A 20842-nucleotide genomic window follows, 5' to 3' on the forward strand; every position below is an offset into this window, starting at 1 on the left:
CCTACGCCTTCTCAATGTTGACCAGAAACGCCTTGTACTCTGGCGTTTGCGAGTTGGCGTCGCCCACCGATGGCGTCAGAGTGTTGGCGAGATAGCCCTTGCGCGCCGTGCCTTCAAAGCCCCAGTGCAGCGGAATGCCGATGGTTTCTACCTCGCGGCCCGCCACCTTCAGCGTTTGCAGGCGCGGCGTCACCACCGCTTTCGCGCGAATAAAGCCGCGCTTGCTGCTCACCTTCACGCTGTCGCCGTTCCTGATGCCTTTCGCTTTCGCAAGCTGTTCGCTGATTTCCACAAACTGCTCCGGCTGCGCAATCGCGTTGAGGCGCGAATGTTTCGTCCAGGTGTGGAAATGTTCGGTCAGACGATAGGTGGTGCCGACATACGGGAACGCCTTATGGTTGCCCATACGCTTCGCGTCCGCTGCAAAGAGGCGCGCCACCGGGCTTGAAACCACGTTCGGGTGCAGCGGGTTGGTGCCAAGCGGCGTCTCGAACGGCTCGTAGTGTTCCGGGAACGGCCCGTCGGCGAGCTTGTCGAGGGCGAACAGGCGGCCTAAACCTTCCGGCTGCATGATGAACGGCCCGGCGCCGCTGCCTGGCGCCGAGGTGTTGAAGTCCGGCACATCGTTGCCGACCCACTTCGCGCCGTTCCACTCGATAAGCACCCGTTTCGGGTCCCAGGGCTTGCCCTGCGGGTCCGCCGAGGCGCGGTTGTAGATAACGCGGCGGTTGAGCGGCCAGGCCCAGGCCCAGCCCAGCGTGTTGCCAAGTCCGGACGGGTCGCTGTTGTCGCGGTTCGCCATCTGGTTTCCCTGGGCGGTCCAGCTTCCGGCGTAGATCCAGCAGGCCGACGCGGTGGCGCCGTCGTCGCGAAGCAGCGCGAACGAGCTCAGCAGCTCGCCTTTCTTCGCAAGCAGCACGCCGTTCTGGTCATAGAGATCCTCCAGCGCGTAGCCGTTGTTCTCTTTAGCGATCTCTTCTGCTTCCGGTTTATCGGGCTGTTTGTAATCCCAGCGCATCTTCAGCAGCGGCTCGACGCCTTTGCCGCCTTCGGTGCGGTACAGCTCGCGCAGACGCTGGTAAAGCCCGGCCAGGATCTCGCCGTCGTTGCGCGCTTCGCCCGGCGCGTCCGCCCCTTTCCAGTGCCATTGCAGCCAGCGTCCGGAGTTGGCGATAGAGCCGTCTTCTTCGGCGAAGCAGGTGGAGGGCAGGCGGAACACCTCGGTCTGAATGGCGGACGGGTCAACGTCGTTCATCTCGCCGTGGTTTTGCCAGAAGTTGGACGTCTCGGTCACCAGCGGGTCGATCACCACCAGGTATTTGAGCTTGCTGAGGCTCGCCACCACCTTGTTTTTATCCGGGAACGACGCCACCGGGTTGAAGCCCTGGCAGATATAGCCGTTGACCAGGCCGCGGTCCATCATGTCGAAGTACTTCAGCACGTCGTAAGCGACGTCCCACTTCGGCAGCCAGTCAAAGCCCCAGCCGTTCTCTTTCTGCGCGGCGTCGCCGTAAAACGCTTTCATCAGGCTGATGTAGAACTTCGGGTAGTTGCTCCAGTAGTTCACCTGGCCTGGCAGCGTCGCTTTCGGCGTGTTGGCTGCAAGGTAGCTTTCAGGCGTGGTGTGCTTCTCGCAAGGCAATGTCAGGTAGCCCGGCAGGCTGGTGGAAAGCAGCCCCAGGTCGGTCAGCCCCTGGATGTTGGAGTGGCCGCGCAGCGCGTTCACGCCGCCGCCCGCCATGCCCATGTTGCCGAGCAGCAGCTGGATCATCGCCATGGTGCGGATGTTCTGCGCGCCGACGGTGTGTTGCGTCCAGCCGAGCGCGTAGAGGAACGTGGCGGTGCGGTTGGCGGCGCTGGTGGAGGCGAGCGCCTCGCACACCTTCAGGAAATCGGCGCGCGGCGTGCCGCAAATATTTTCCACTACCTCCGGCGTATAGCGCGAGACGTGCGCTTTCAGCAGGTTCCAGACGCAGCGCGGGTGGCTCAGCGTCTCGTCGCGCTTCGCAAAGCCGTTCTCGTCGAACTGGTAGTTCCAGGAGGTCTTATCATACTGACGCTTAGCTTCGTCGTAGCCGCTGAACAGGCCATCTTCAAAGTTGAAGTCTTCGCGCACCAGCAGCGACGCATTGGTGTAGTGCTTAACGTATTCCGCGTTGATTTTATTGTGGGTTATCAGATAAAGCAGCACGCCGGAGAGGAACGTAATGTCCGTACCGGAGCGGATGGGCGCATAGATATCCGCCACCGACGCGGTGCGGGTAAAGCGCGGGTCCACCACAATCAGCGTGGCGTCGTTGTTGTTTTTGGCTTCCATCGCCCAGCGAAAACCGACCGGGTGAGCTTCCGCAGCGTTGCCGCCCATCACCATCACCACGTTGGCGTTTTTGATATCGACCCAGTGGTTGGTCATCGCACCGCGACCAAATGTTGGAGCAAGACTTGCTACCGTTGGTCCGTGTCAGACGCGCGCCTGGTTATCCACCGCCAGCATGCCAAGCGAGCGGACAAATTTCTGGGTGAGCATGCCGGTTTCGTTACTGGCCGCCGAGGCGCAGAGCATGCCGGTAGAGAGCCAGCGGTTGACGGTCACGCCGGCGGCGTTGCGCTCCATAAAGTTGGCGTCGCGGTCGGTTTTCATCAGGCGGGCGATGCGCTCAAACGCCTCTTGCCAGCTGATGCGCTGCCATTTGTCGGAACCTGGCGCGCGGTATTGCGGGTAGCGCAGGCGGCTTTCGCTGTGAATGTAGTCGAGCAGCCCCGCGCCTTTCGGGCAGAGCGCGCCGCGGCTGACCGGGTGGTCCGGGTCCCCTTCAATATGAAAAATGCTGGAGGCGGCGTTTTTCGCGCCGTCGCCCAGGCTGTACATCAATAATCCACACCCTACGGAACAGTAAGTACAGGTGTTGCGGGTCTCTTTCGCGCGCAGCAATTTATAATCGCGCACTTCCGCCAGCGCCGGTTGCGGAGCAAAGCCGAGCATCGCCGCTGTTGTGCCTGCCATTCCGCCGGCGCAGAGTTTAAAAAACTTTCTGCGGCTGACGTTCATTTTATCCCCATTTTTTATGACCATTTACGGCGGGGGAAAATAGCAACCCAGGGCAGGGGATTATTGCGTGAAATCAAGGCGGCAGGACATTTCGCGGAAATTACCTATTAATAAGTAGGCTAAAATCAGAAAGATAACTCGTACCAGGTTGCCGCTTTATCAGGCCTGTTAACGCTTTGGCGTTAGCTTTATTTATCTGCGGCAGGCGGCAGTGCAGGCGGCGATGGCGTGAGGTGACAGGCGTCACCGCCAATGCCGGTGGTTTCGCAGTCGGCTTTGCTGTGCGGTACGGGCAGGGTGGTCGTGGTGGTGGTGCAGCCAGCCAGTATCGTGATTAAGGCTATCAGCAGCGTTTTCATGTTCCGGACCTTATGTTTATTTCTGGCTCAGGGTTTATACAAAAAAACTAAATGGCGGGCTGGCTTCGCGTTATTCTGGCGAGGGTCATTAAACGGCTTATTTATTTCTACTGCTTGTTCTAAGAATAGTCCCCTTTTGCTGCTTCGCTTAAAAAAAACGCCGCGACGTTTTATCGTTATTCAGGTGTTAGCGTGATAAACATCACCTGGCGAAAAATCTCCCTGTGCTTTTTCTTTTCTCTGCCGATAACCCTTACAGGCGACCTGCGGCTTTCGGTTCGCGAGCGTACTTCCCTGACATGGCTTAGAGGCAAAGATGGACAATTTTCAGAAAGAGATTGATGAGAGGGCGAACCTCGCCTTATCGAATAAGTTTGAGCTTTTACTGTTCCGTCTGGGGAAAGACGCGCAGGAAGACAAAACGGAGCTGTTTGGCATTAACGTTTTCAAGCTTCGCGAAATTATCCCGATGCCCGCCGTGACGAAAGCGGCCGGCATGAAGTCGCCGCTGCTCGGCGTGGCCAATATTCGCGACCAGATTATCCCGGTTATCGACCTGCCGGCCATCGCGGGCTGCAAGCCGGAAACCGGCCTCAATCTGCTGCTTATCACCGAGTATGCCCGCAGCACCCAGGCGTTCGCCGTGGAATCTGTCGATAACATTGTGCGTCTGGACTGGAGCCAGGTGCATACGGCGGAGGCAGGCGTCAGCAGCCGCAGCAACATTACCAGCATCGCCTGCATCGATGGCGACAGGCAGGGCAACAACCTCGCGCTGGTGCTGGACGTTGAGCAAATTCTCTATGACATCATCCCGGCTTCGCGCGGCCCGCAGGCGGAAGAGGCGCGCATGAAGAGCTTCAACCTCAAGCCCGGCGCGGTCGCCATCGTGGCGGAAGACTCTAAAGTGGCGCGCACCATGCTCGAGCAGGGGCTTAAACAGATGGGCATTCCGGCGCTGCTGCACACCACCGGCAAAGAGGCGTGGGAAAGAATTAAAATCATGGCCGACGAGGCGCAGGCGGAAGGTAAGTCGATCGACGATAAAATCGCGCTGGTGCTGACCGACCTGGAAATGCCGGAAATGGACGGCTTTACGCTCACGCGCAACATCAAGCGCGACGCGCGGTTGCAGCATATTCCGGTGGTTATCCACTCCTCGCTTTCCGGCAGCGCCAACGAAGAACACGTGCGCAAAGTGGGCGCCAACGCTTACGTGGCGAAATTCGAAATTAACGAACTCTCTTCCGCCATTCAACAGGTGCTGAAAAGCGCGTAAGCGACCAGACGCAGTTAGCGTGTGTCTGAAGCCGTAATAAACACAGCCCCGAAAGGGGCTTTTTCATGCCGCTAAAGCGTCATGCCGAGTGTGGCGAAAACCACCGAAGAAGATGTCAGAGCCACCCCCGAGCTAAGAAAACCGCGTTTTTTGAACGTGGCGGCCAGCAACAGCATAATCATCCCGCAAAGAAAAAGCGGAATGGCGATAAGAGAAAAGGCGGACATACGCGTTCAGGCTCCGGCAGCAGAAAAGAAACAGCATAGCGTGTTTTTTCTTTCTTAGTTACAACATCCTTTTTAAACTACCTGAACGGGTAGGCATTCGCTGCAAATATTTTTATCAAGGTAAACAGGCCGGGCAGGCGACAGAAATATTTAAAACCGTGGCAAGACAAATTTTGGATAATAAAAAACCCGCTCGGGGCGGGTTTATTGATTATCGCAACGCTTCACTGCTCAGGTCATTGCCTTCATCGCTATCGTAAGCGTCGGCGATAACTCACGCTTATTACAGCGCGGTAACGTTGGCGGCTGCCGGGCCTTTAGCACCATTTTCAATGGTGAAAGAAACCTGCTGACCTTCATCCAGCGTTTTGTAATTATCGCTCTGGATTGCAGAAAAATGTACAAATACATCTTTGCTGCCGTCATTCGGCGTGATAAAGCCAAAACCTTTATCGGAATTAAACCATTTTACTAAACCAGTCATTTTACCAGACATAGATACTTCCTTAATTAATGAGCCACTCAGGGCGGCGATGATGGCCTGTTATGCAGAGCGTTACTTATTAGGCGCTTAGGAGAAGACTCATGAAGAAGGGTATCTGGGGATAACACTTGAACTGAGGACTGCTTTACTAAAACTGCTTTCATAAGGTCTGTTTTCCAAACCGATGACGCTATTAAGACATGGAAAAATTAATTAAGCAATGTTTATTTTAAACGCATAAGCGCCCGGACGGCCGTATGGCCAGAAGCGTCAACAACGGTAAAACAAGAAACGGAACGGCGAATAGGCATGCACGGTTTTATTTATTCCTTATAAGCGCAGCGGTGAGAAAAATAATGAAATTTGTTTTGTAAAATAATGTGCTGCCAGCGCTTCGAATTTTCCGCTGGTTTTCAGATAACCTTACGCACGCTTTTTTAAAGCGAGGCGGGTAACCTTAAGTAAAAAATCGGGCGTAGAAACCGTCTTACTTTTTTATTTTCCGCCGGCGGGCAAAAGCGCAAAAACCCACCCGTTTGCGGGGCTGGCGCAAGAGCGCAGGCGCTTTATTATCGGGTGACTGAAATTCACTGCGCGAGGTCGCTATGTCCGTTACATCCACGCCCGTACTGCATCTGCTGTGCGGCAAAATCGCCTCAGGAAAATCGACGCTTGCCGCCACGCTTGCCGACAAGACCGGCACCGTGCTCGTCAGCGAAGACGCCTGGCTCGCCCGTCTTTATGGCGAGGAGATGCAAAGCGTTGCCGATTACGTTCGTTATGCCGCAAGGCTTCGGGAGGCGATGCAGCCGCACCTGACGTCGCTGCTGCGCGCAGGCGTGTCGGTGGTGCTCGATTTTCCCGCCAATACGGTGGAAAACCGCGCCTGGATGAAGCAGGTCATCGAGGCGAGCGGCGCGGCGCATCAGCTGCATTATCTGGATGTGCCGGAAGCGCTGTGCAAGGCGCGGCTGCACGCCCGCAACGAAGCGGGAACGCATGATTTCGCCGCCACCGACGCCCAGTTTACTCTGATCACCCGCTACTTTACTGCCCCCGCTCCGGGTGAAGGGTTTAACATTGTCCGCCACACGCCGCCGCAGGCGTAACCCGCCAAAGCTGTCTATCCTGAAAACTTAAGTCTTTGGGACATAAGGAGCGGTGTTATGAAGTTCTTTTACTTTGTCGCCCTGATCGCAGCGGTGTGTTATCTGTTCGCCTTTCTTCCCCGCGCCAAAACGGACCGCGAGCCGATAGCCTGGTGGGGATGCTGGGCCTATGTCGGCGCTTCCGCGCTCTACTGGGCTTACTACGGTCTGGACCACTATTTGAACGTCTTTTAACCGCACGAAAGGTTAAAATCAGAACAGACCGCTTGCGGGTGAAACCAGCGCTTCGCTTCACCCGCAGAGCTTCATAATTTCTTCACTTACTTTACAAAATTTCGCTATCTTTTTACCGGCGGAAAGCCCACTGTGGTGACGGGCGGCCTCATCGTCGCAGTCATATCGCTTCATTGACCATCGCCCCAAACAGGTGGCTCGTCTTTTCAACTCAACCCTCCTTTTTCTCGCCGCACGGCGGACAAAAAATCGGGTCGCGTAGACCGTCGCAACGTTTAAACAGCTAATCAGGGTTACTTATCATTCGCGCATTATGTTTTCGCGTCCGCGTGTCGCAGGGGGTACTGCCGGTTCACGCACGGACGTTTTTTCTGTCGTCTACATCAAACAAAACAGAGTGTACCGCTAACGAAAGGGTTTCTTTATGCGATACCGCTACAGGCATAAAGGGTCAATCATGAACAAAACCGGACACTTCTCTTCATCGCTCCTGCATCCCCGCTACTGGCTTACCTGGTGCGGTCTGGGGCTGCTCTGGCTGCTGGTGCAGCTACCTTATCCGCTGCTGATGCGTCTTGGCGCTTTTCTCGGCGCGAAGGCGCGGCCCGTGCTGAAAAGACGCGAGAAAATTCTGCGTCGCAACCTCGAGCTCTGCTTTCCCCATTTTTCACCCGATGAGAAAGAGCGGCTGATTGCCGATAACTTCCTCTCGCTCGGCATGGCGCTGCTGGAAACGGGCATGGCCTGGTTCTGGTCGGATAAACGCATCAAGCGCTGGTTTGATGTTGAAGGGTTGCACAATCTGCAACAGGCCGTTGATGGCAACCGCGGCGTGATTGTTATCGGCGTGCATTTTATGTCGCTGGAGCTGGGCGGGCGCGTAATGGGCCTTTGTCGGCCGATGATGGCGATGTACCGTCCGCACAACAACCCGGCGCTGGAGTGGGCGCAAACCCGCGGACGCATGCGGTCAAACAAGGCGATGCTCGATCGCAAAGATCTCAAAGGCATGGTCAACGCCCTGAAAAAAGGCGAAGCGGTCTGGTTCGCGCCGGATCAAGACTACGGCCCGCGCGGCAGCACCTTCGCGCCGCTGTTTGCGGTGAACGACGCGGCCACCACCAAAGGCACCTTCGTGCTCTCGCGCCTGAGCGGCGCGGCGCTGCTCTCTATCGTGATGATAAGAAAAGCGGACGGCAGCGGTTATCAGCTGATAATCCAGCCGGAGCTGAAAGATTACCCGCGCAACGACGAAGCCGCCGCAGCGTGCTACATGAACAAAGTGATCGAGCGGGAAATCCTGCGCGCGCCGGAGCAGTATCTCTGGATCCACCGCCGCTTCAAGACCCGCCCGGCGGGCGAAGCGTCGCTCTACCTGTAACGCGATATACCCTAAACCGGTGGCCCAGGCCGCCGGTTTTTTTATGGGCGCGCGCCGCGGTCTATAGTTACTTTTTACCTTAAATAAGGAGCCGCCCATGCCACGCGTAACCGGTGTTGACCATCTGGTGCTGTCCGTCAGCGATTTTGCCCGCTCGAAAGCCTTCTACGGCCCGCTAATGAAATTCCTGGGTTTTGAGATAATGGACGAAATGGAAAACGCCATCGGCTGGCGCAATGAGGTCACGCGCCTGTGGATTTACCAGGCCGATGAACAGGGAAAAGAAACGCCTTATCGCAAAGGCAACCCCGGCTTTCACCACTACGCCTGGTCCCTTGGCAGCCGCGCCGAAGTGGATGAACTCCAGCAGTGGCTGGAGGCGCAGCAGGCGACTATCGTTGACCCTGCCGGTGAATATTATCCTGACTATTACGCTGTCTTTTTCCTCGATCCGGATGGCATGAAGCTCGAGGGGATGTATTACGGCAAGTGATCATGAATGGGGTCGTAACGAGCCGCCACTGCTGTTTTTTTCGCCTCCCGCTGGGCTTATTGTACTGATAGCGTCCAGGCTTTACGGATGTCACTTTCGTTGAACCGTCTGGCTTAAAGCAGGAGGAAAGATGTCACAACAGGATAACTCCGGCATTTCACGCCGCCAGCTCGTTGGCGGCCTCGTGGGCAGCATGGCGGTGACCGCCGTCGCGGGCCACGCTAACGCGGCAAGCACCCCGCAAACCCAAACCACGGAACCCGGGCCGCACCCGCTCACCGGCAAAGACCCCCGCGACGCTTACCCGAAACCGCCTTTCGAATACCAGACGCAGGAGCCGCCGGGGCTGGCGAGCAAAATGAACCCGCGTCCCGATCACGGCGAGCAGAGCTACAAGGGGAGCGGGCGGCTTGCCGGGCGCAAGGCGCTGATAACCGGCGGCGACTCCGGCATCGGGCGCGCGGCGGCCATCGCTTTTGCCCGCGAGGGGGCGGATGTGGCGATAAACTACCTGCCGGTGGAAGAGCCGGACGCCCGTGAAGTTATCGCGCTCATCGAAGCCGCCGGACGCAAAGCGGTGGCGATCCCGGGCGATATTACCGACGAAGCCTTTTGCCAGAAGCTGGTGAACGACGCAGCCGCCCAGCTCGGCGGGCTGGATATTCTGGTGAATAACGCCGCGCGCCAGCGCAACGTGGAGTCGATTAACGATCTCAGCACCGAGTTTTTCGACAAAACCTTCAAGACCAACGTTTACGCCATGTTCTGGATAACCAAAGCGGCGATGGCGCACCTGAAGCCGGGCGCCGCCATCATCAACACCGCTTCGGTACAGGCGCATAAGCCGGACGCTAACCTGCTCGACTACGCCTCCACCAAAGCGGCCATTGTCGCTTTCAGCAAAAGCCTCGCTAAGCAGCTCGCCGAAAAAGGGATACGCGTGAACGCCGTCGCGCCGGGCCCGTTCTGGACGCCGCTGCAACCAAGCTGCGGTAAAAAGAAAGAGAAGTTCGAACAGTTTGGCGCCGAATCGCCTTATGGCCGCCCGGGCCAGCCTGCGGAGATAGCGCCGCTCTACGTGACGCTGGCGGCGGCGGAAACCAGCTACTCGTCAGGCCAGGTCTTTTGCGCCGACGGCGGCGCCGGCACGTTCTGACGACGCTATCCGCGGCGCCTGAAACGCGCCGCCAGCGCGGCGAACAACGTGCGGCGGGTTACTCCATTCGCAGCTTTCCCGCGGCTAAAGGCAGCGACGGCGGGCGAAAAAGCGTGTCGCTGAGCGCCACCTGGTTACGCCCGCGCTTTTTCGCCACATAAAGCGCCGCGTCCGCCGCGCCGTACAGCGTTTCGAAATCGCTGTCGCGCAGCCCAAGGCTGACGCCAAGACTTACCGTCACCCGCTGTTCGGGCAGGACATCAAGCGGCGAGGCGTTCAGCGAAGCGTGAATATAGCTGGCGATAATCATCGCCTCTTCAACGCGGCTGCCCGGCAGCAGCACGGTAAACTCCTCGCCCCCCACGCGGCCGATGGCGGCATGAGCGGGCAGGGCTTTGCGCACCCTTTGCACCAGCGAGCAGATCACCCGGTCGCCGGTGGGGTGGCCGTGCTCGTCGTTAATACGCTTGAAGTGGTCGATATCCAGCAGGATAAGCCCCACGTTGCCTTGCGTCAGCGCCTGGTTTATCTGGTGGATAATGGCGCTGCGGTTAAAGACGGCGGTGAGGGCGTCATGGGTGGCTTCGTATTCCAGCTGCCGCGCCAGCTTCTGAAGCTGTTCGTTCATGCGCGTCAGCTCCCGCTCCGCCCGGTCGCTGCGGGAAATCAGCCGGTAGGAGTGGCGAATCAACCGCTGATAATGTTTGGCTATCAGCCACAGCTTATCGCGACAGGCGTCGGCGCTAAGCTGCGGGTTGGCGGCCGCGAGGCGGGCCTCTTCCAGCACGGCATACTCGTCCTGGAACAGCTCGTTAATATCTAGCATGCGTTCAGTTCCGGCTTCAGCAGCACCGTCAGCGAGGTGAAGTCCAGGCTCAGCTCCTGGCCGAACTCCTCGGAAATGTCATCCTCTTCATCGTAATACCAGTGCAGCTCGCAGCGTTTGCCCCGCTTCGCGAAGCTGTTGAGGCATTCGAAAAACTCAAACAGCAGCTTGGTGCTGGAGCTGTTGAAATAGCTAAGCGCCACGTGCAGCGCAATGGGCTGCGCATCGACGGGCGAGGCGTTAAGCCAGTTCTCCACCGCCTGAATGAGCGGGCGGAAAAAGGCGGCGGCGTTTTCCGGGTAGGCTTCGCCTTTCAGCCACAGGCGATGGGCGGCGAAATCAAAATTCACTTCCGGCGTGGAGTGGGTCGCCGCCAGCACAACAGCAGGCGTTAAGGTAGTTTCAGTCATGGCAGAACGTCGCCTTCAGGTGAAAGGCGGACAGATGACTCGCCGCCAGGGGATGTAAACGGTATTCCAGCGGCTCGCTGGTGTCCCGCGCCATTGTCAGCAGACCGATGTTGGCGCCTTTGCTGGTGGGCGGCGCTTCGCTGCGCAATCCCCGCTTCCAGGCCTGCCGGATTTCGTCCTGCGTCATGGCGCGCAGCACTTCCAGATTGGCGCGCAGCAAAGAGGACTCTTCCGGCCCCACCAGGTTTGCGGTTTCGAGGTAATAGCGGGTGCAGTCGGCGTGAAAGCAGAGCGAGCCGTAGCGTAGCGCCTCTTCACCCTTATGCAAAAAGCGTTCGTCAGAGGAGTAGCGCACAATGTTCTGGCCCATTTCGACAAACACCGAAAAGAGCTTGCGGCGCAGCGCCGCGGAGGCTTCGTTTTCATCAAGCCAGGCGCGGACCACTTCGCCCATCGACACAATATTCTGCTGCGAAATAAAACCCGTGTAAGAGAGGGCGACGCCGCCCTGTCGCTGTGGGGTAAGCAGCGGCAACAGCGTCGCTGTTTTTACCTGTAATTCACTCATGCTCATCTCTTTATTTACCAGCGAAAGCCAAACCAGGTCATGTCATCGCGGGAAGGTTGTTTGCCCTGCCAGTCGCGAAGCGTGGCAAAGAGCGCGTCGGAAAACTCGCGCATCGGCAGGTGACGCTGCGCCAGCAGCAGCGACTGGATGCGTTTTTTGCCAAACATGATGTTGCGCTCGCCGCCGATCTGGTCAGTCACGCCGTCGGTGACAATCAGCACCCGATCGCCAGGCGTAAGCGCGCGCCGATGGCGCTGCCAGCGGAAATCGGCAGGCGTGTCGATATAACCCATCCCTTTACGATCGCCTTCCAGCAACGCCACTTCGTCTTCCCCCTCGCCCAGCACAAAGGCGTGCATCTGCGCATTCGCCCAGACAATCTGCGCGTCGCGGGCGTCGACAAACAGCGCGATGGCGTCGCAGCCGTCGTTCGACTGGCTATGGTTAGGCGTGGCCTGAAGCTGGCTCAGCGTCTGTTTGATGTACTGGTTAATCAGGCTCAGCAGGCGGTCCGGCTCGTCGGGCGCCGCCTGCGTCAGCGCTTTTTCCAGCGCGGAAGAGAAAATAAAGGTCATAAAGGCGCCGGGCACGCCGTGGCCGGTGCAGTCGGCTATCACCAGCAGCCAGCCGTGCTCGTAACGCTGGAAAGCGTAAATGTCGCCGCCCACGCAGTCGCGCGGATACCAGGAGAGACACCAGTCGCGCAGGTGCGCTTCCATCGTCTGGCGCGAACGGTTGAGCATAGAGTCCTGAATCACGCGCGCGTATTCGATGCTTTGCATAATCTGCTCATGTTGACGGGCCTGCAGGCCGGAGACGGTTTTAATCAGATCAATACCAAGGCCGATGCCTACGTAGCCGCCCGCCTCGGTGAGAATAAACCCCTCAGCGACCGCCTTGTCGCCTGTCTCCACTACCCGCTCGGCCAGATATTCCAGCCCGGCGTCCGCCTCGACGATAAGCGGCGTTTTATCCATAAACGCGATGCAGCTTTTTTGATCGTAAAGCTCATGGAAAAAGGGGCGGCTCATTTGTGAGAGAAAAATGTGCCGGTTGATCATGCCAATCGGCCGGTTGTTCTCCAGCACTGGCAGGCCAATCAGCGATTTATGTTCGTTAAAGAGCGCCATCACCTGCAGATTGGTGGAACCCGGCGTGACGTGGGGCACCGCGATGCGCAGGATCCCGGCGTTAAGCTGCTGCGACGAGGAGGCCAGCGCCAGTGGAATATCCATTAAACAGATAACCCGTTACGAAGTAAGAATTATCTTAGGGTAGGGGAGAAGTGTGACACTTTTACTGCAATAACAAACTTAAGCGTTATTCAAGAGTTTAGTGTCACTAAAATTAAACTGAAGCCATAAAAAACTATTAGCGCTGCGCCCGGCGCAGCGCGGCGTTATCCCTTAAACGCCATCCGCCTGCTTTACTTGCAGCCATTCATCACGCGTAATTTCCCACACTTCGGAATCCAGCTCGCCGCTGACGTACTGCTTTTTTTCGCGGCGGATAAGCCGCATGCCGCTTCGGTTTGAGAGATTGCGCGAAGCGTCGTTGGCCTGCGCTTTCGCCACACGCAGCACCTTGCGATCGAGTACGGTAAACCAGAAGTCGTTCACCGCCCGGCACGCCTCGCTCATCAGCCCCAGGCGTTGTTGCTCCGGCGCCAGCCAGAAGCCGCGGTTGTTGTCTGGCTCATCCAGCAGGCAGATAACGCCAATCAGCTGCGCCGGCGCTTCGCGGCGACGCAGCGTCCAGAACCAGCCGCGGCCTTCCGCCGCCGCAGGCAGCGCCACGTTATTCACATAATGCCGCGCCGCGTCCGGCGGATAGGGCCAGGGGATGCTCGCCACCAGGTAGCGCACAATTTCCCAGCGGGGAAAGGTCTGTTGAATCTGTTCTGCATCTTCCGGCGCGAGCGGTTTTAGCAGCAGGCGTTCGGTATGAAGTTCAGGTGCGGCGGGAATCGCTGTCATAACGGCTTCCTTTCTCAACAGTAAAACACCGTTTTTTACACAGAACGGCGCGCCTGTCGACCCCGCTTTGCAGGAGGTTAGCGCAGCAGCGGCTTTACTTTGCCATGCAGCGCCGGGTTGTCGCTCTCATCCTTAAGCTTCACGCCGGTAAGCCTGCGCAAAAAAGCCTGCTCCAGCAGCCAGGCGAGCTTAAACGCCGCCGCTTCCCAGGGCAGCCCTTCAGGCCGGATGTTGGAGATGCAGTTACGCTCGGACTCAATGCGCGAACGTTCGGGTTTCCAGGTAAGGTAAACCCCGAGGCTGTCGGGCGACGAGAGGCCGGGCCGCTCGCCAATCAATATAGCCACCGCTTGCGCGCCGAGCGCTTCGCCAATATCATCGCCCAGCGCCACCCGCGACTGATGCGCCAGCGCCACCGGCGCAAGCGTTAAGCCGAGCGTTTCAATATAGGGCAGCAGGGCGCGAATCAGCCCAACGGACTGGCGGTGCACGGCGTGCGAAGAGAGCCCGTCGCCAATCACCAGTAGCAGGTCGGCATTCCCTTTACGGCGCGCCAGCAGCGCGCGGCTCTCCTCATCCAGCCTGCGGCCTAAGTCGGGGCGGTGAAGATAGGTATCGCGGTCGGCGGCGGCGCTGTGAACAGTGAGCGTTTCCAGACCCAGCGCCTCCAGCTCGCCGCGCAGCGGTTCGCTGTCGAAAGGCTGATGAATAGCGTCCCGCGCCTGCGCATGGGCGAGGCCGAATTTCAGCACTTCGCGGGTAGGCAGGCTGGCGCCGCTGCGCCCCAGCGCAATGCGGGCGTCGGTAAACTGGCGTAACAGATCCCAGGCGTCTTGGGTGCTCATCGCTATACCTCCTGCGGCAGCGCCGCCAGCAACGGATGGTTGGCCCCGGTGAGCCGCAGCTGCCCCTGGGCGTTGATAATCTGCATCTTCTCAAGCCAGGCGGCGAACTCCGGCGCGTGCTTCAGGCCCAGCAGGCGGCGAATATAGAGGGCGTCGTGAAACGAGGTGCTCTGGTAGTTGAGCATGATGTCGTCCGCCCCCGGCACGCCGATGAGAAACGTCAACCCGGCGTTCGCCAGCAAGGTAAGCAGCGTATCCATATCATCCTGGTCCGCCTCGGCGTGGTTGGTATAGCAAACGTCGCAGCCGAGCGGCAGCCCCATCAGCTTGCCGCAGAAGTGATCTTCCAGCCCCGCGCGAATAATCTGTTTGCCGTCGTAGAGGTATTCCGGGCCGATAAACCCCACGACGGTATTGACCAGCAGCGGCTTAAAGTGTCGCGCTACCGCGTAGGCCCGCGCTTCGCAGGTTTGTTGATCGACGCCGTGATGCGCGTTTGAAGAAAGGCAGCTTCCCTGACCCGTTTCGAAATACATGACGTTATCGCCAAGCGTGCCGCGACCCAGGCTTAACGCCGCCTCGCGCGCCTCTTCCAGCAGGGCGAGATTGATGCCAAAGCCGCTGTTGGCCGCCTCGCTGCCCGCCACCGACTGAAACACCAGGTCCACCGGCGCGCCGCGCTCGATGAGCTGGAGCGTGTTGGTGACGTGGGTCAGCACGCAGGATTGTGTTGGGATCGCAAAGCGGCTGATAACGTCGTCGAGCATATAGTTGAGCCGCTCCAGCACCGGCAGGCTGTCGCTCGCCGGGTTGATGCCGACCACCGCGTCGCCGCAGCCGTAGAACAGCCCGTCGAGCATGCTGGCGGCGATGCCGCGCAGGTCGTCCGTCGGGTGGTTGGGCTGTAAGCGCACGCTTAAATGGCCCGGCAGGCCGATGGTGTTGCGAAAGCGGGTGACGACGCGGCATTTGCTCGCCGCCAGAATCAAGTCCTGGTTGCGCATCAGCTTGCTCACCGCCGCCGCCATCTCCGGCGTGACGCCAGGCGCGACCCGGGAGAGCGTCTCAGAGGTGGTGGCGTCGTCCAGCAGCCAGTCGCGGAACGCCCCCACCGTTAAATGACGGATGGGGGAGAACGCGTCGCGGTCGTGGGTGTCGATAATCAGACGCGTGACTTCATCCTGCTCGTAAGGGATGAGCGGGTTATTGAGCAGCTCGCGCAGCGGCAGGTCGGCGAGCGCCATCTTCGCCGCCATGCGCTCTTCGGCGCTTTTCGCGGCGACGCCCGCCAGCACATCCCCGGACCGCGCCGGGGAGGCTTTCGCCAGCAAATCTTTCAGAGAAGAGAAGCGGTAAACCGTATGCGCAAGCGTAGTCTGGTACACGAGTGACTCCTTACGAGGCGACGCGCAGTTGCGGGTCCAGCGCGGCGCTGGCGCGGGCGCGCGCCGTCAGCCGGAACCACAGATAGCCCGCCAGCATCATGACGGCGAAGATGGCCGCCAGCACTAGGTTGTAGTAAACCATCGCCGCGAGACACAGCACCGCCATGCCCAGCGCGAAGGCCGGGGCGAGGGGGTAGAGCGGCGCGCGGAACGGGCGCTCCAGCCCCGGCTCGCTGCGGCGCAGCTTAAACAGCGACGCCATAGAGACGATATACATAACAATAGCGCCAAAAACCGACATGGTGACAATGCTGGCGGTCAGCGGCATGCCGTTAATGGTGATGAGCGAATCAGAAAAAATCGCCGCAATGCCCACCACGCCGCCCGCAAGAATAGCCAGGTGCGGCGTGCGGGTGCGACGGTTGATTCTGGCGAGGCTTGCCGGCAGATATCCGGCCCGCGCCAGCGAGAAAATTTGCCGCGAGTACCCCATGATGATGCCGTGAAACGACGCCACCAGACCAAACAGCCCCAGCCACACCAGCATATGCAGCCAGCCGCTGTTTGCGCCGACGATGATTTTCATTGCCTGCGGCAGCGGGTCGTTGATGTTGGAGAGCGTGCGCCAGTCGCCCACGCCGCCAGCGAAAATCATCACTCCTACCGCCAGCAAGGTCAGCGTAATGATGCCGCCGCCGAGGGCGCGGGGAATGGTGTGTTTCGGATCTTTGGCTTCTTCCGCCGCCATCGACGCGCCCTCAATGGCCAGGAAAAACCAGATAGCGAACGGAATGGCGGCGAACATCCCCGGCAGCGCCAGGCTGCTGAAGGTTTCCGACCCGGCCCAGCCGTTGGCGGTGAAGTTGCTCCACGAGAAGCCCGGCGACACCACCCCCATAAAGACCAGCAGTTCTAAAATGGCGAGCAGGGTCACGATAAGCTCAAACGTCGCGGCGATGCCTACGCCCAGAATATTGAGCGTCATGAAGATAACGTAAGCGGTGCAGGCAACCCATTTCGCATCGAGCGAAGGGAACTGCACGTTGAGGTAAGCGCCAATCGCCATGGCGATGGCGGGCGGCGCGAAAACAAACTCCACCAGCGTCGCGAAACCGGCGATAAACCCGCCTGTTGGCCCGAATGCCCGGTAGGCGTAAGCAAAGGGGCCGCCTGCGTGGGGAATGGCGGTGGTCAGCTCAGTAAAACTGAAAATAAACGCGCAATACATGGCGGCTATCGCCAGCGCTACAATAAGAAAACCCATGGTGCCCGCCTGCGACCAGCCGTAGCTCCAGCCAAAATATTCACCGGAAATCACCAGCCCCACGGCAATGCCCCACAGGCGGAAGCTGCCCAGCGTGCGTTTTAATCCGGACTGTTCGGTTTGCATTCTCATTACTCACCTCGCCAATAAACGGATATCCCGCAGGGCTATTGCAAGGAGTGTACCAGCGGCAAAACGGGCAACTTTTCACCCGCCGGTATGAGGCGCTGCCTCGTGAAGTGGCAGGGCGTGCGCCCTTTTGGTGAAGCTTTTGAAAATTACGCCCGCTTATGGGTAAATAACAATTCATTCACAAAACAATTGAGAAAAGCGATGCTGCTGAAAGAACCGCGTCTGAACTTTACCGACGTGATGAACCGTAAAGCGCAGGAGAAAGGGATTCAGCTTGATAATGACCAGCAGCGGCTCATCCGGCATCTGGAGACGCTTGCCGAAACGCTGCTGCGCCGCCGGGCCGCTTTCGCCGGGCTCTACCTGTGGGGGCAACCCGGACGCGGCAAGAGTTTTATCGTCGACAGCTTCTTCGCCGCGCTGCCGCTGGCGCAAAAAAAGCGCGCCCACTTTCATACCTTCTTTCGCGAACTGCATCAGCAGCTTAACGGCCAGGGGCTGGACGCCGCGCTGCTTGAGTTGATGGGCGAGGCGCGGTTGCTCTGCTTTGATGAGTTCCATTTGCACGATATCGGCGACGCGATGCTGGTGAAAAGGCTGATAGCGCTGGCTATAGCGCGTAACGTGGCGCTTATCTTCACCTCAAACTATCCGCCGCGCGCGCTGCTGGCGAACCCGCTTTATCACGATCGCTTTGTGCCTTCCATTGCGCTTATTGAGCGCCACATGACCGTTATGGCGCTCAATGGTCCGCGGGATTATCGCCAGCAGGCGACGGGCCACGGCGTTTTCAGCGAAGGCGCTTATCTGTGGCCCGCCAGTGCGGCCCGGCGGCAGGCTTTGGGGCTGCCGGACGCCTCCGGGGCGGTTGCGCTGACTGTCGGTCACCGCACGCTGCACGCCGCCTCCGCGCCGGGCGAGTTTTTGCATTTTACCTTTGCTGGCCTTTGCGAGGCGCCCACGGCGGTAATGGACTATCTGGCGCTGTGCGAAGGGCATGAGCGCTGGTTCCTTGACGGTGTGCCGCCGCTTGCGCGCGTCAGCCCCGCCGCGCAGCAGCGCTTTATCAACCTGGTCGATGTGCTCTACGACCAGCAGCGCCGCCTGTTTATCGCCGCCGCCTGTCCGCTTACGGAGCTGGTAGCGGGCGTGGAGCAGGAAGACATTGCGCGCACCGCCAGTCGCCTTTCGCAATTAACGACGGAATAAATTAACCTGGCGCTAATTAATTAAGAAAAAGCCAGGGCGGAAGCGAAAATAAATAACGGCTTACATAAAGCCGTTATTAAAATAATGAAAAAAGGGCGCCGTTGGGCATGATCCTGACAGCCTGATTCGCGGGGATTGCTCCCCGCGTAGACGCTTACTTTCAGGGCTTACAGGCTAATAAAGCCGTTACCTCTTTTTCCCCATCCCGGTAACGGAGTTCGTAAAGCCTTTCCCGGGTAAGGAGTATTATTGCCAGCACCGTCGCGCAGACGATAACCAGACGCCATACAGAAGTGTTGTGCTTCATAGCCTTTTCTCCTTGCCGTGAGGCGAGTAAGAGGCTAACATCATGACTGTTTGGGTTCATGTGTCGGCCTCGGGTTAAGTCATTAACTCGGGGCCTTCATCTTTCTGGAAACCACACGTTGCCTGAAACCAGAAAGCCTCAGGCGCCCGCGCAAATAATAAATAACCTGCCTTATCTCAGCTATTTATTTCCGGCGAAGTGCGTACTTTTGCCGTTATTAATAAATTGTCATTCTTCACTCCGCTTTAAATTACGAGCCGCCTCGCATTTTATTTTTATTATTTTCATTGGTTTTCATTTTCCCTTGCTTATTGTCGCCGGCGTTTATTAAGCCTTCCTGTAAATAACCCCCTTTACCGACCGCGACGGTTTTCCGCCACCTTTTTGCAGGATGTCCTGAATCACTACCCTATTCGTCATTCAGGTCATGCCGGGTTCGCGTAATCTCTGTTCATCGACACAACATCGACACAACACAAACACAACAACACCTTACCTGAACCGGAGAAGCAGCATGAACAGAGCAGCAGAGCACAAAGGCACCGCGGTGATTACCGGCGCGTCCAGCGGCATCGGCGCCGTTTACGCCGACCGCCTGGCGCGTCGCGGCTACGACCTGATTATCGTCGCCCGCAATCGCGACAAACTGAACCAGCAGGCCCGCCAGATTTCCGCCGAAACGCGCCAGAACGTGGAGGTGGCGGCGGTTGACCTGAACAACCCGCAGGCGCTGCGTGCGCTGGAAGAGAAGCTGCGTCAGGACGCCAGCATCACGCTGCTGGTGAATAACGCGGGCGTCGGCACCCATACCTCTCTGCTGCAAAGCGATATTGACCGCATGGAGCAGATGATAGATCTCAACGTCATTGCTCCCACGCGTCTGACCTACGCGGTTGTTCCTGGCATGGTGGCGCGCGGGCAGGGGGCCATCATCAATATCGCCTCCATTGTCAGCATCGCGCCGGAAATCTTAAACGGCGTTTACGGCGGCTCGAAAGCCTACGTTCAGGCCTTCAGCCAGTCGCTGCACCACGAACTGCACGGCCAGGGGATCCAGGTGCAGGCGGTGCTGCCGGGCGCGACCGCCACCGACTTCTGGGAAACCGGCGGGCTGGCGCTTGAGCATTTAGATCCCGACATCGTAATGACGCCGCAGGCGCTGGTGGATGCCGCCCTTGTCGGCTTCGACCGCGGCGAGCTGATTACGCTGCCCTCTTTGCAGGACGAAAGCGAATGGCAGGCGTTTGAAGCCGCTCGCCAGACCATGATGCAACACCTTTCCGTGAATAAACCCGCGCCTCGTTACCAGGCCGCTCAATAACAAATCTGGAGAAAACCATGAAACTGACCAACAACACCATCTTCATCACTGGCGGCACATCCGGTATTGGCCGTGGACTGGCAGAAGCGCTGCACAAGCTTGGCAACCAGGTGATCATTTCCGGGCGTCGCAGGGCGCTGCTGGAAGCGGTCAGCAAAGCGAATCCAGGTATGGATTTCGTTGAGCTCGACATCACCGACCCGCAGCAGATTAAACAGGCGGCGCAGCAGCTCATCGCCAAGTACCCGTCGCTGAACGTGGTTATCAACAACGCGGGCATCATGCCGTTTGACGACGCCGCCGGCGCGCTGGATGACGACCAGGCGGTGACGCTTGTCACCACCAATCTGTTAGGCCCGGTGCGCGTCAGCGCCGCCTTTGTCGACCACCTGAAAAAGCAGCCGCAGGCGTGGCTGATAAACAACAGCTCGGTGCTCGCCTTCCTGCCGTTGGCCGCCACCGCGCTTTACTCCGCCACCAAAGCGGCTATCCACTCCTACACGCTCTCTCAGCGTTTCCTGCTGCGTGATACCAGCGTCAGCGTGGTGGAGATTGCGCCGCCGTGGGTGGATACCGACCTTATCTACAAAAGCGGCGACGAGCGCGCCATGCCGCTGGATGATTTCATCCGCGAGACGCTGGAGAAACTGGCGGCGGGTGAAGAGGAAGCGATTGTCGACCGCGTCCTGCCGGTGCGCGACAACCCTGGCCGCAACGAACATGGGCTTGTGAACCAGTTCAACCAGGCGATGGCGGAAAACCCTATTCCGGTTCATTAATTCTCATGCCGGGCCTGGCGCCCGGCCTTTCTCTCAGGCGGGAGACGCG

General features: G+C 58.6%; 22 protein-coding genes. 9 read left to right on the forward strand and 13 right to left on the reverse strand.

Annotated features, from left to right (window positions below):
* Position 1: 1 nt before the first annotated feature.
* Together fdnG and IEX01_RS00560 are read right to left on the reverse strand one after the other, a co-directional pair.
* Positions 2-3049, reverse strand: coding sequence for a formate dehydrogenase-N subunit alpha (gene fdnG / locus IEX01_RS00555; protein WP_188723090.1), 3048 nt, complete (start codon positions 3047-3049; stop codon positions 2-4).
* A 188-nt stretch (positions 3050-3237) separates the two neighbouring features.
* The gene (locus IEX01_RS00560; protein ID WP_154663426.1) at positions 3238-3408 is read right to left on the reverse strand and encodes a hypothetical protein; all 171 of its coding nucleotides are present in this window, start codon (positions 3406-3408) and stop codon (positions 3238-3240) included.
* A 316-nt stretch (positions 3409-3724) separates the two neighbouring features.
* Between IEX01_RS00560 and IEX01_RS00565 the strand changes: the two genes are divergently transcribed.
* Complete coding sequence (locus tag IEX01_RS00565) at positions 3725-4687, forward strand: chemotaxis protein (RefSeq protein ID WP_048887285.1); 963 nt, start codon at positions 3725-3727, stop codon at positions 4685-4687.
* A 71-nt stretch (positions 4688-4758) separates the two neighbouring features.
* Here the strand turns inward: IEX01_RS00565 and IEX01_RS00570 are convergent, their stop codons facing one another.
* Together IEX01_RS00570 and cspE are read right to left on the reverse strand one after the other, a co-directional pair.
* Positions 4759-4914, reverse strand: coding sequence for a hypothetical protein (locus tag IEX01_RS00570; RefSeq protein ID WP_175306411.1), 156 nt, complete (start codon positions 4912-4914; stop codon positions 4759-4761).
* A 283-nt stretch (positions 4915-5197) separates the two neighbouring features.
* Complete coding sequence (gene cspE / locus IEX01_RS00575; protein ID WP_024557779.1) at positions 5198-5410, reverse strand: transcription antiterminator/RNA stability regulator CspE; 213 nt, start codon at positions 5408-5410, stop codon at positions 5198-5200.
* Between the two features lie 593 nt (positions 5411-6003).
* Between cspE and IEX01_RS00580 the strand changes: the two genes are divergently transcribed.
* From IEX01_RS00580 to IEX01_RS00600, 5 genes are all read left to right on the forward strand, one after another.
* Positions 6004-6507, forward strand: a complete 504-nt coding sequence (locus tag IEX01_RS00580) for a P-loop nucleotide/nucleoside kinase family protein (RefSeq protein ID WP_188723091.1) — start codon at positions 6004-6006, stop codon at positions 6505-6507.
* Positions 6508-6564: 57 nt separating this feature from the next.
* Positions 6565-6741 carry a hypothetical protein gene (locus IEX01_RS00585; protein WP_167541506.1) on the forward strand — a complete coding sequence of 59 codons (177 nt, stop codon included), beginning with the start codon at positions 6565-6567 and terminating at the stop codon, positions 6739-6741.
* Between the two features lie 457 nt (positions 6742-7198).
* Positions 7199-8122 carry a kdo(2)-lipid IV(A) palmitoleoyltransferase gene (gene lpxP / locus IEX01_RS00590; protein WP_024557781.1) on the forward strand — a complete coding sequence of 308 codons (924 nt, stop codon included), beginning with the start codon at positions 7199-7201 and terminating at the stop codon, positions 8120-8122.
* A gap of 97 nt (positions 8123-8219) precedes the next feature.
* Positions 8220-8615: a VOC family protein gene (locus tag IEX01_RS00595; protein WP_024557782.1), complete on the forward strand. Its 396-nt coding sequence runs from the start codon at positions 8220-8222 to the stop codon at positions 8613-8615.
* 130 nt (positions 8616-8745) lie between these two features.
* A complete protein-coding gene (locus IEX01_RS00600) occupies positions 8746-9771 on the forward strand; it encodes an SDR family oxidoreductase (RefSeq protein WP_024557783.1) in 1026 nt (341 codons plus the stop codon).
* Positions 9772-9829: 58 nt separating this feature from the next.
* On the opposite strand, the gene IEX01_RS00605 is transcribed toward IEX01_RS00600, so the two are convergent.
* From IEX01_RS00605 to eat, 8 genes are all read right to left on the reverse strand, one after another.
* Positions 9830-10597, reverse strand: a complete 768-nt coding sequence (locus IEX01_RS00605; protein WP_024557784.1) for a GGDEF domain-containing protein — start codon at positions 10595-10597, stop codon at positions 9830-9832.
* Positions 10591-11007 (reverse strand): DUF1987 domain-containing protein, encoded by a 417-nt coding sequence (locus IEX01_RS00610; protein WP_188723092.1) that lies wholly within the window; start codon positions 11005-11007, stop codon positions 10591-10593. The genes IEX01_RS00605 and IEX01_RS00610 overlap by 7 nt, the downstream gene beginning before the upstream one ends.
* Complete coding sequence (locus tag IEX01_RS00615; RefSeq protein ID WP_029697732.1) at positions 11000-11575, reverse strand: SiaB family protein kinase; 576 nt, start codon at positions 11573-11575, stop codon at positions 11000-11002. The genes IEX01_RS00610 and IEX01_RS00615 overlap by 8 nt, the downstream gene beginning before the upstream one ends.
* A gap of 14 nt (positions 11576-11589) precedes the next feature.
* Positions 11590-12810, reverse strand: a complete 1221-nt coding sequence (locus IEX01_RS00620) for a SpoIIE family protein phosphatase (protein WP_188723093.1) — start codon at positions 12808-12810, stop codon at positions 11590-11592.
* Positions 12811-12981: 171 nt separating this feature from the next.
* A complete protein-coding gene (locus IEX01_RS00625) occupies positions 12982-13551 on the reverse strand; it encodes a GNAT family N-acetyltransferase (protein ID WP_024557788.1) in 570 nt (189 codons plus the stop codon).
* A 77-nt stretch (positions 13552-13628) separates the two neighbouring features.
* On the reverse strand, positions 13629-14396 hold the full coding sequence (eutC, locus tag IEX01_RS00630) for an ethanolamine ammonia-lyase subunit EutC (RefSeq protein ID WP_188723094.1): 768 nt from the start codon (positions 14394-14396) through the stop codon (positions 13629-13631).
* Between the two features lie 2 nt (positions 14397-14398).
* Entirely contained in the window at positions 14399-15781 is a 1383-nt protein-coding gene (locus IEX01_RS00635) for an ethanolamine ammonia-lyase subunit EutB (RefSeq protein ID WP_024557790.1), read from the reverse strand.
* A 10-nt stretch (positions 15782-15791) separates the two neighbouring features.
* Positions 15792-17171, reverse strand: a complete 1380-nt coding sequence (gene eat / locus IEX01_RS00640) for an ethanolamine permease (RefSeq protein ID WP_188723095.1) — start codon at positions 17169-17171, stop codon at positions 15792-15794.
* Between the two features lie 207 nt (positions 17172-17378).
* Between eat and zapE the strand changes: the two genes are divergently transcribed.
* Positions 17379-18386, forward strand: a complete 1008-nt coding sequence (zapE, locus tag IEX01_RS00645; protein ID WP_373289608.1) for a cell division protein ZapE — start codon at positions 17379-17381, stop codon at positions 18384-18386.
* 160 nt (positions 18387-18546) lie between these two features.
* Here zapE and IEX01_RS00650 read toward each other — a convergent pair whose 3' ends face one another.
* A complete protein-coding gene (locus tag IEX01_RS00650) occupies positions 18547-18753 on the reverse strand; it encodes a Hok/Gef family protein (RefSeq protein ID WP_373289610.1) in 207 nt (68 codons plus the stop codon).
* A gap of 454 nt (positions 18754-19207) precedes the next feature.
* On the opposite strand from IEX01_RS00650, the gene IEX01_RS00655 reads away from it, so the two are divergent.
* A complete protein-coding gene (locus IEX01_RS00655) occupies positions 19208-20014 on the forward strand; it encodes an SDR family NAD(P)-dependent oxidoreductase (protein WP_188723096.1) in 807 nt (268 codons plus the stop codon).
* A gap of 17 nt (positions 20015-20031) precedes the next feature.
* Positions 20032-20793, forward strand: a complete 762-nt coding sequence (locus IEX01_RS00660) for an SDR family oxidoreductase (protein ID WP_024557794.1) — start codon at positions 20032-20034, stop codon at positions 20791-20793.
* The last annotated feature ends 49 nt before the right edge of the window (positions 20794-20842 follow it).

Source organism: Franconibacter daqui (genome assembly GCF_014644275.1).
In the GTDB taxonomy this organism is placed as follows: Bacteria; Pseudomonadota; Gammaproteobacteria; order Enterobacterales; family Enterobacteriaceae; genus Franconibacter; species Franconibacter pulveris.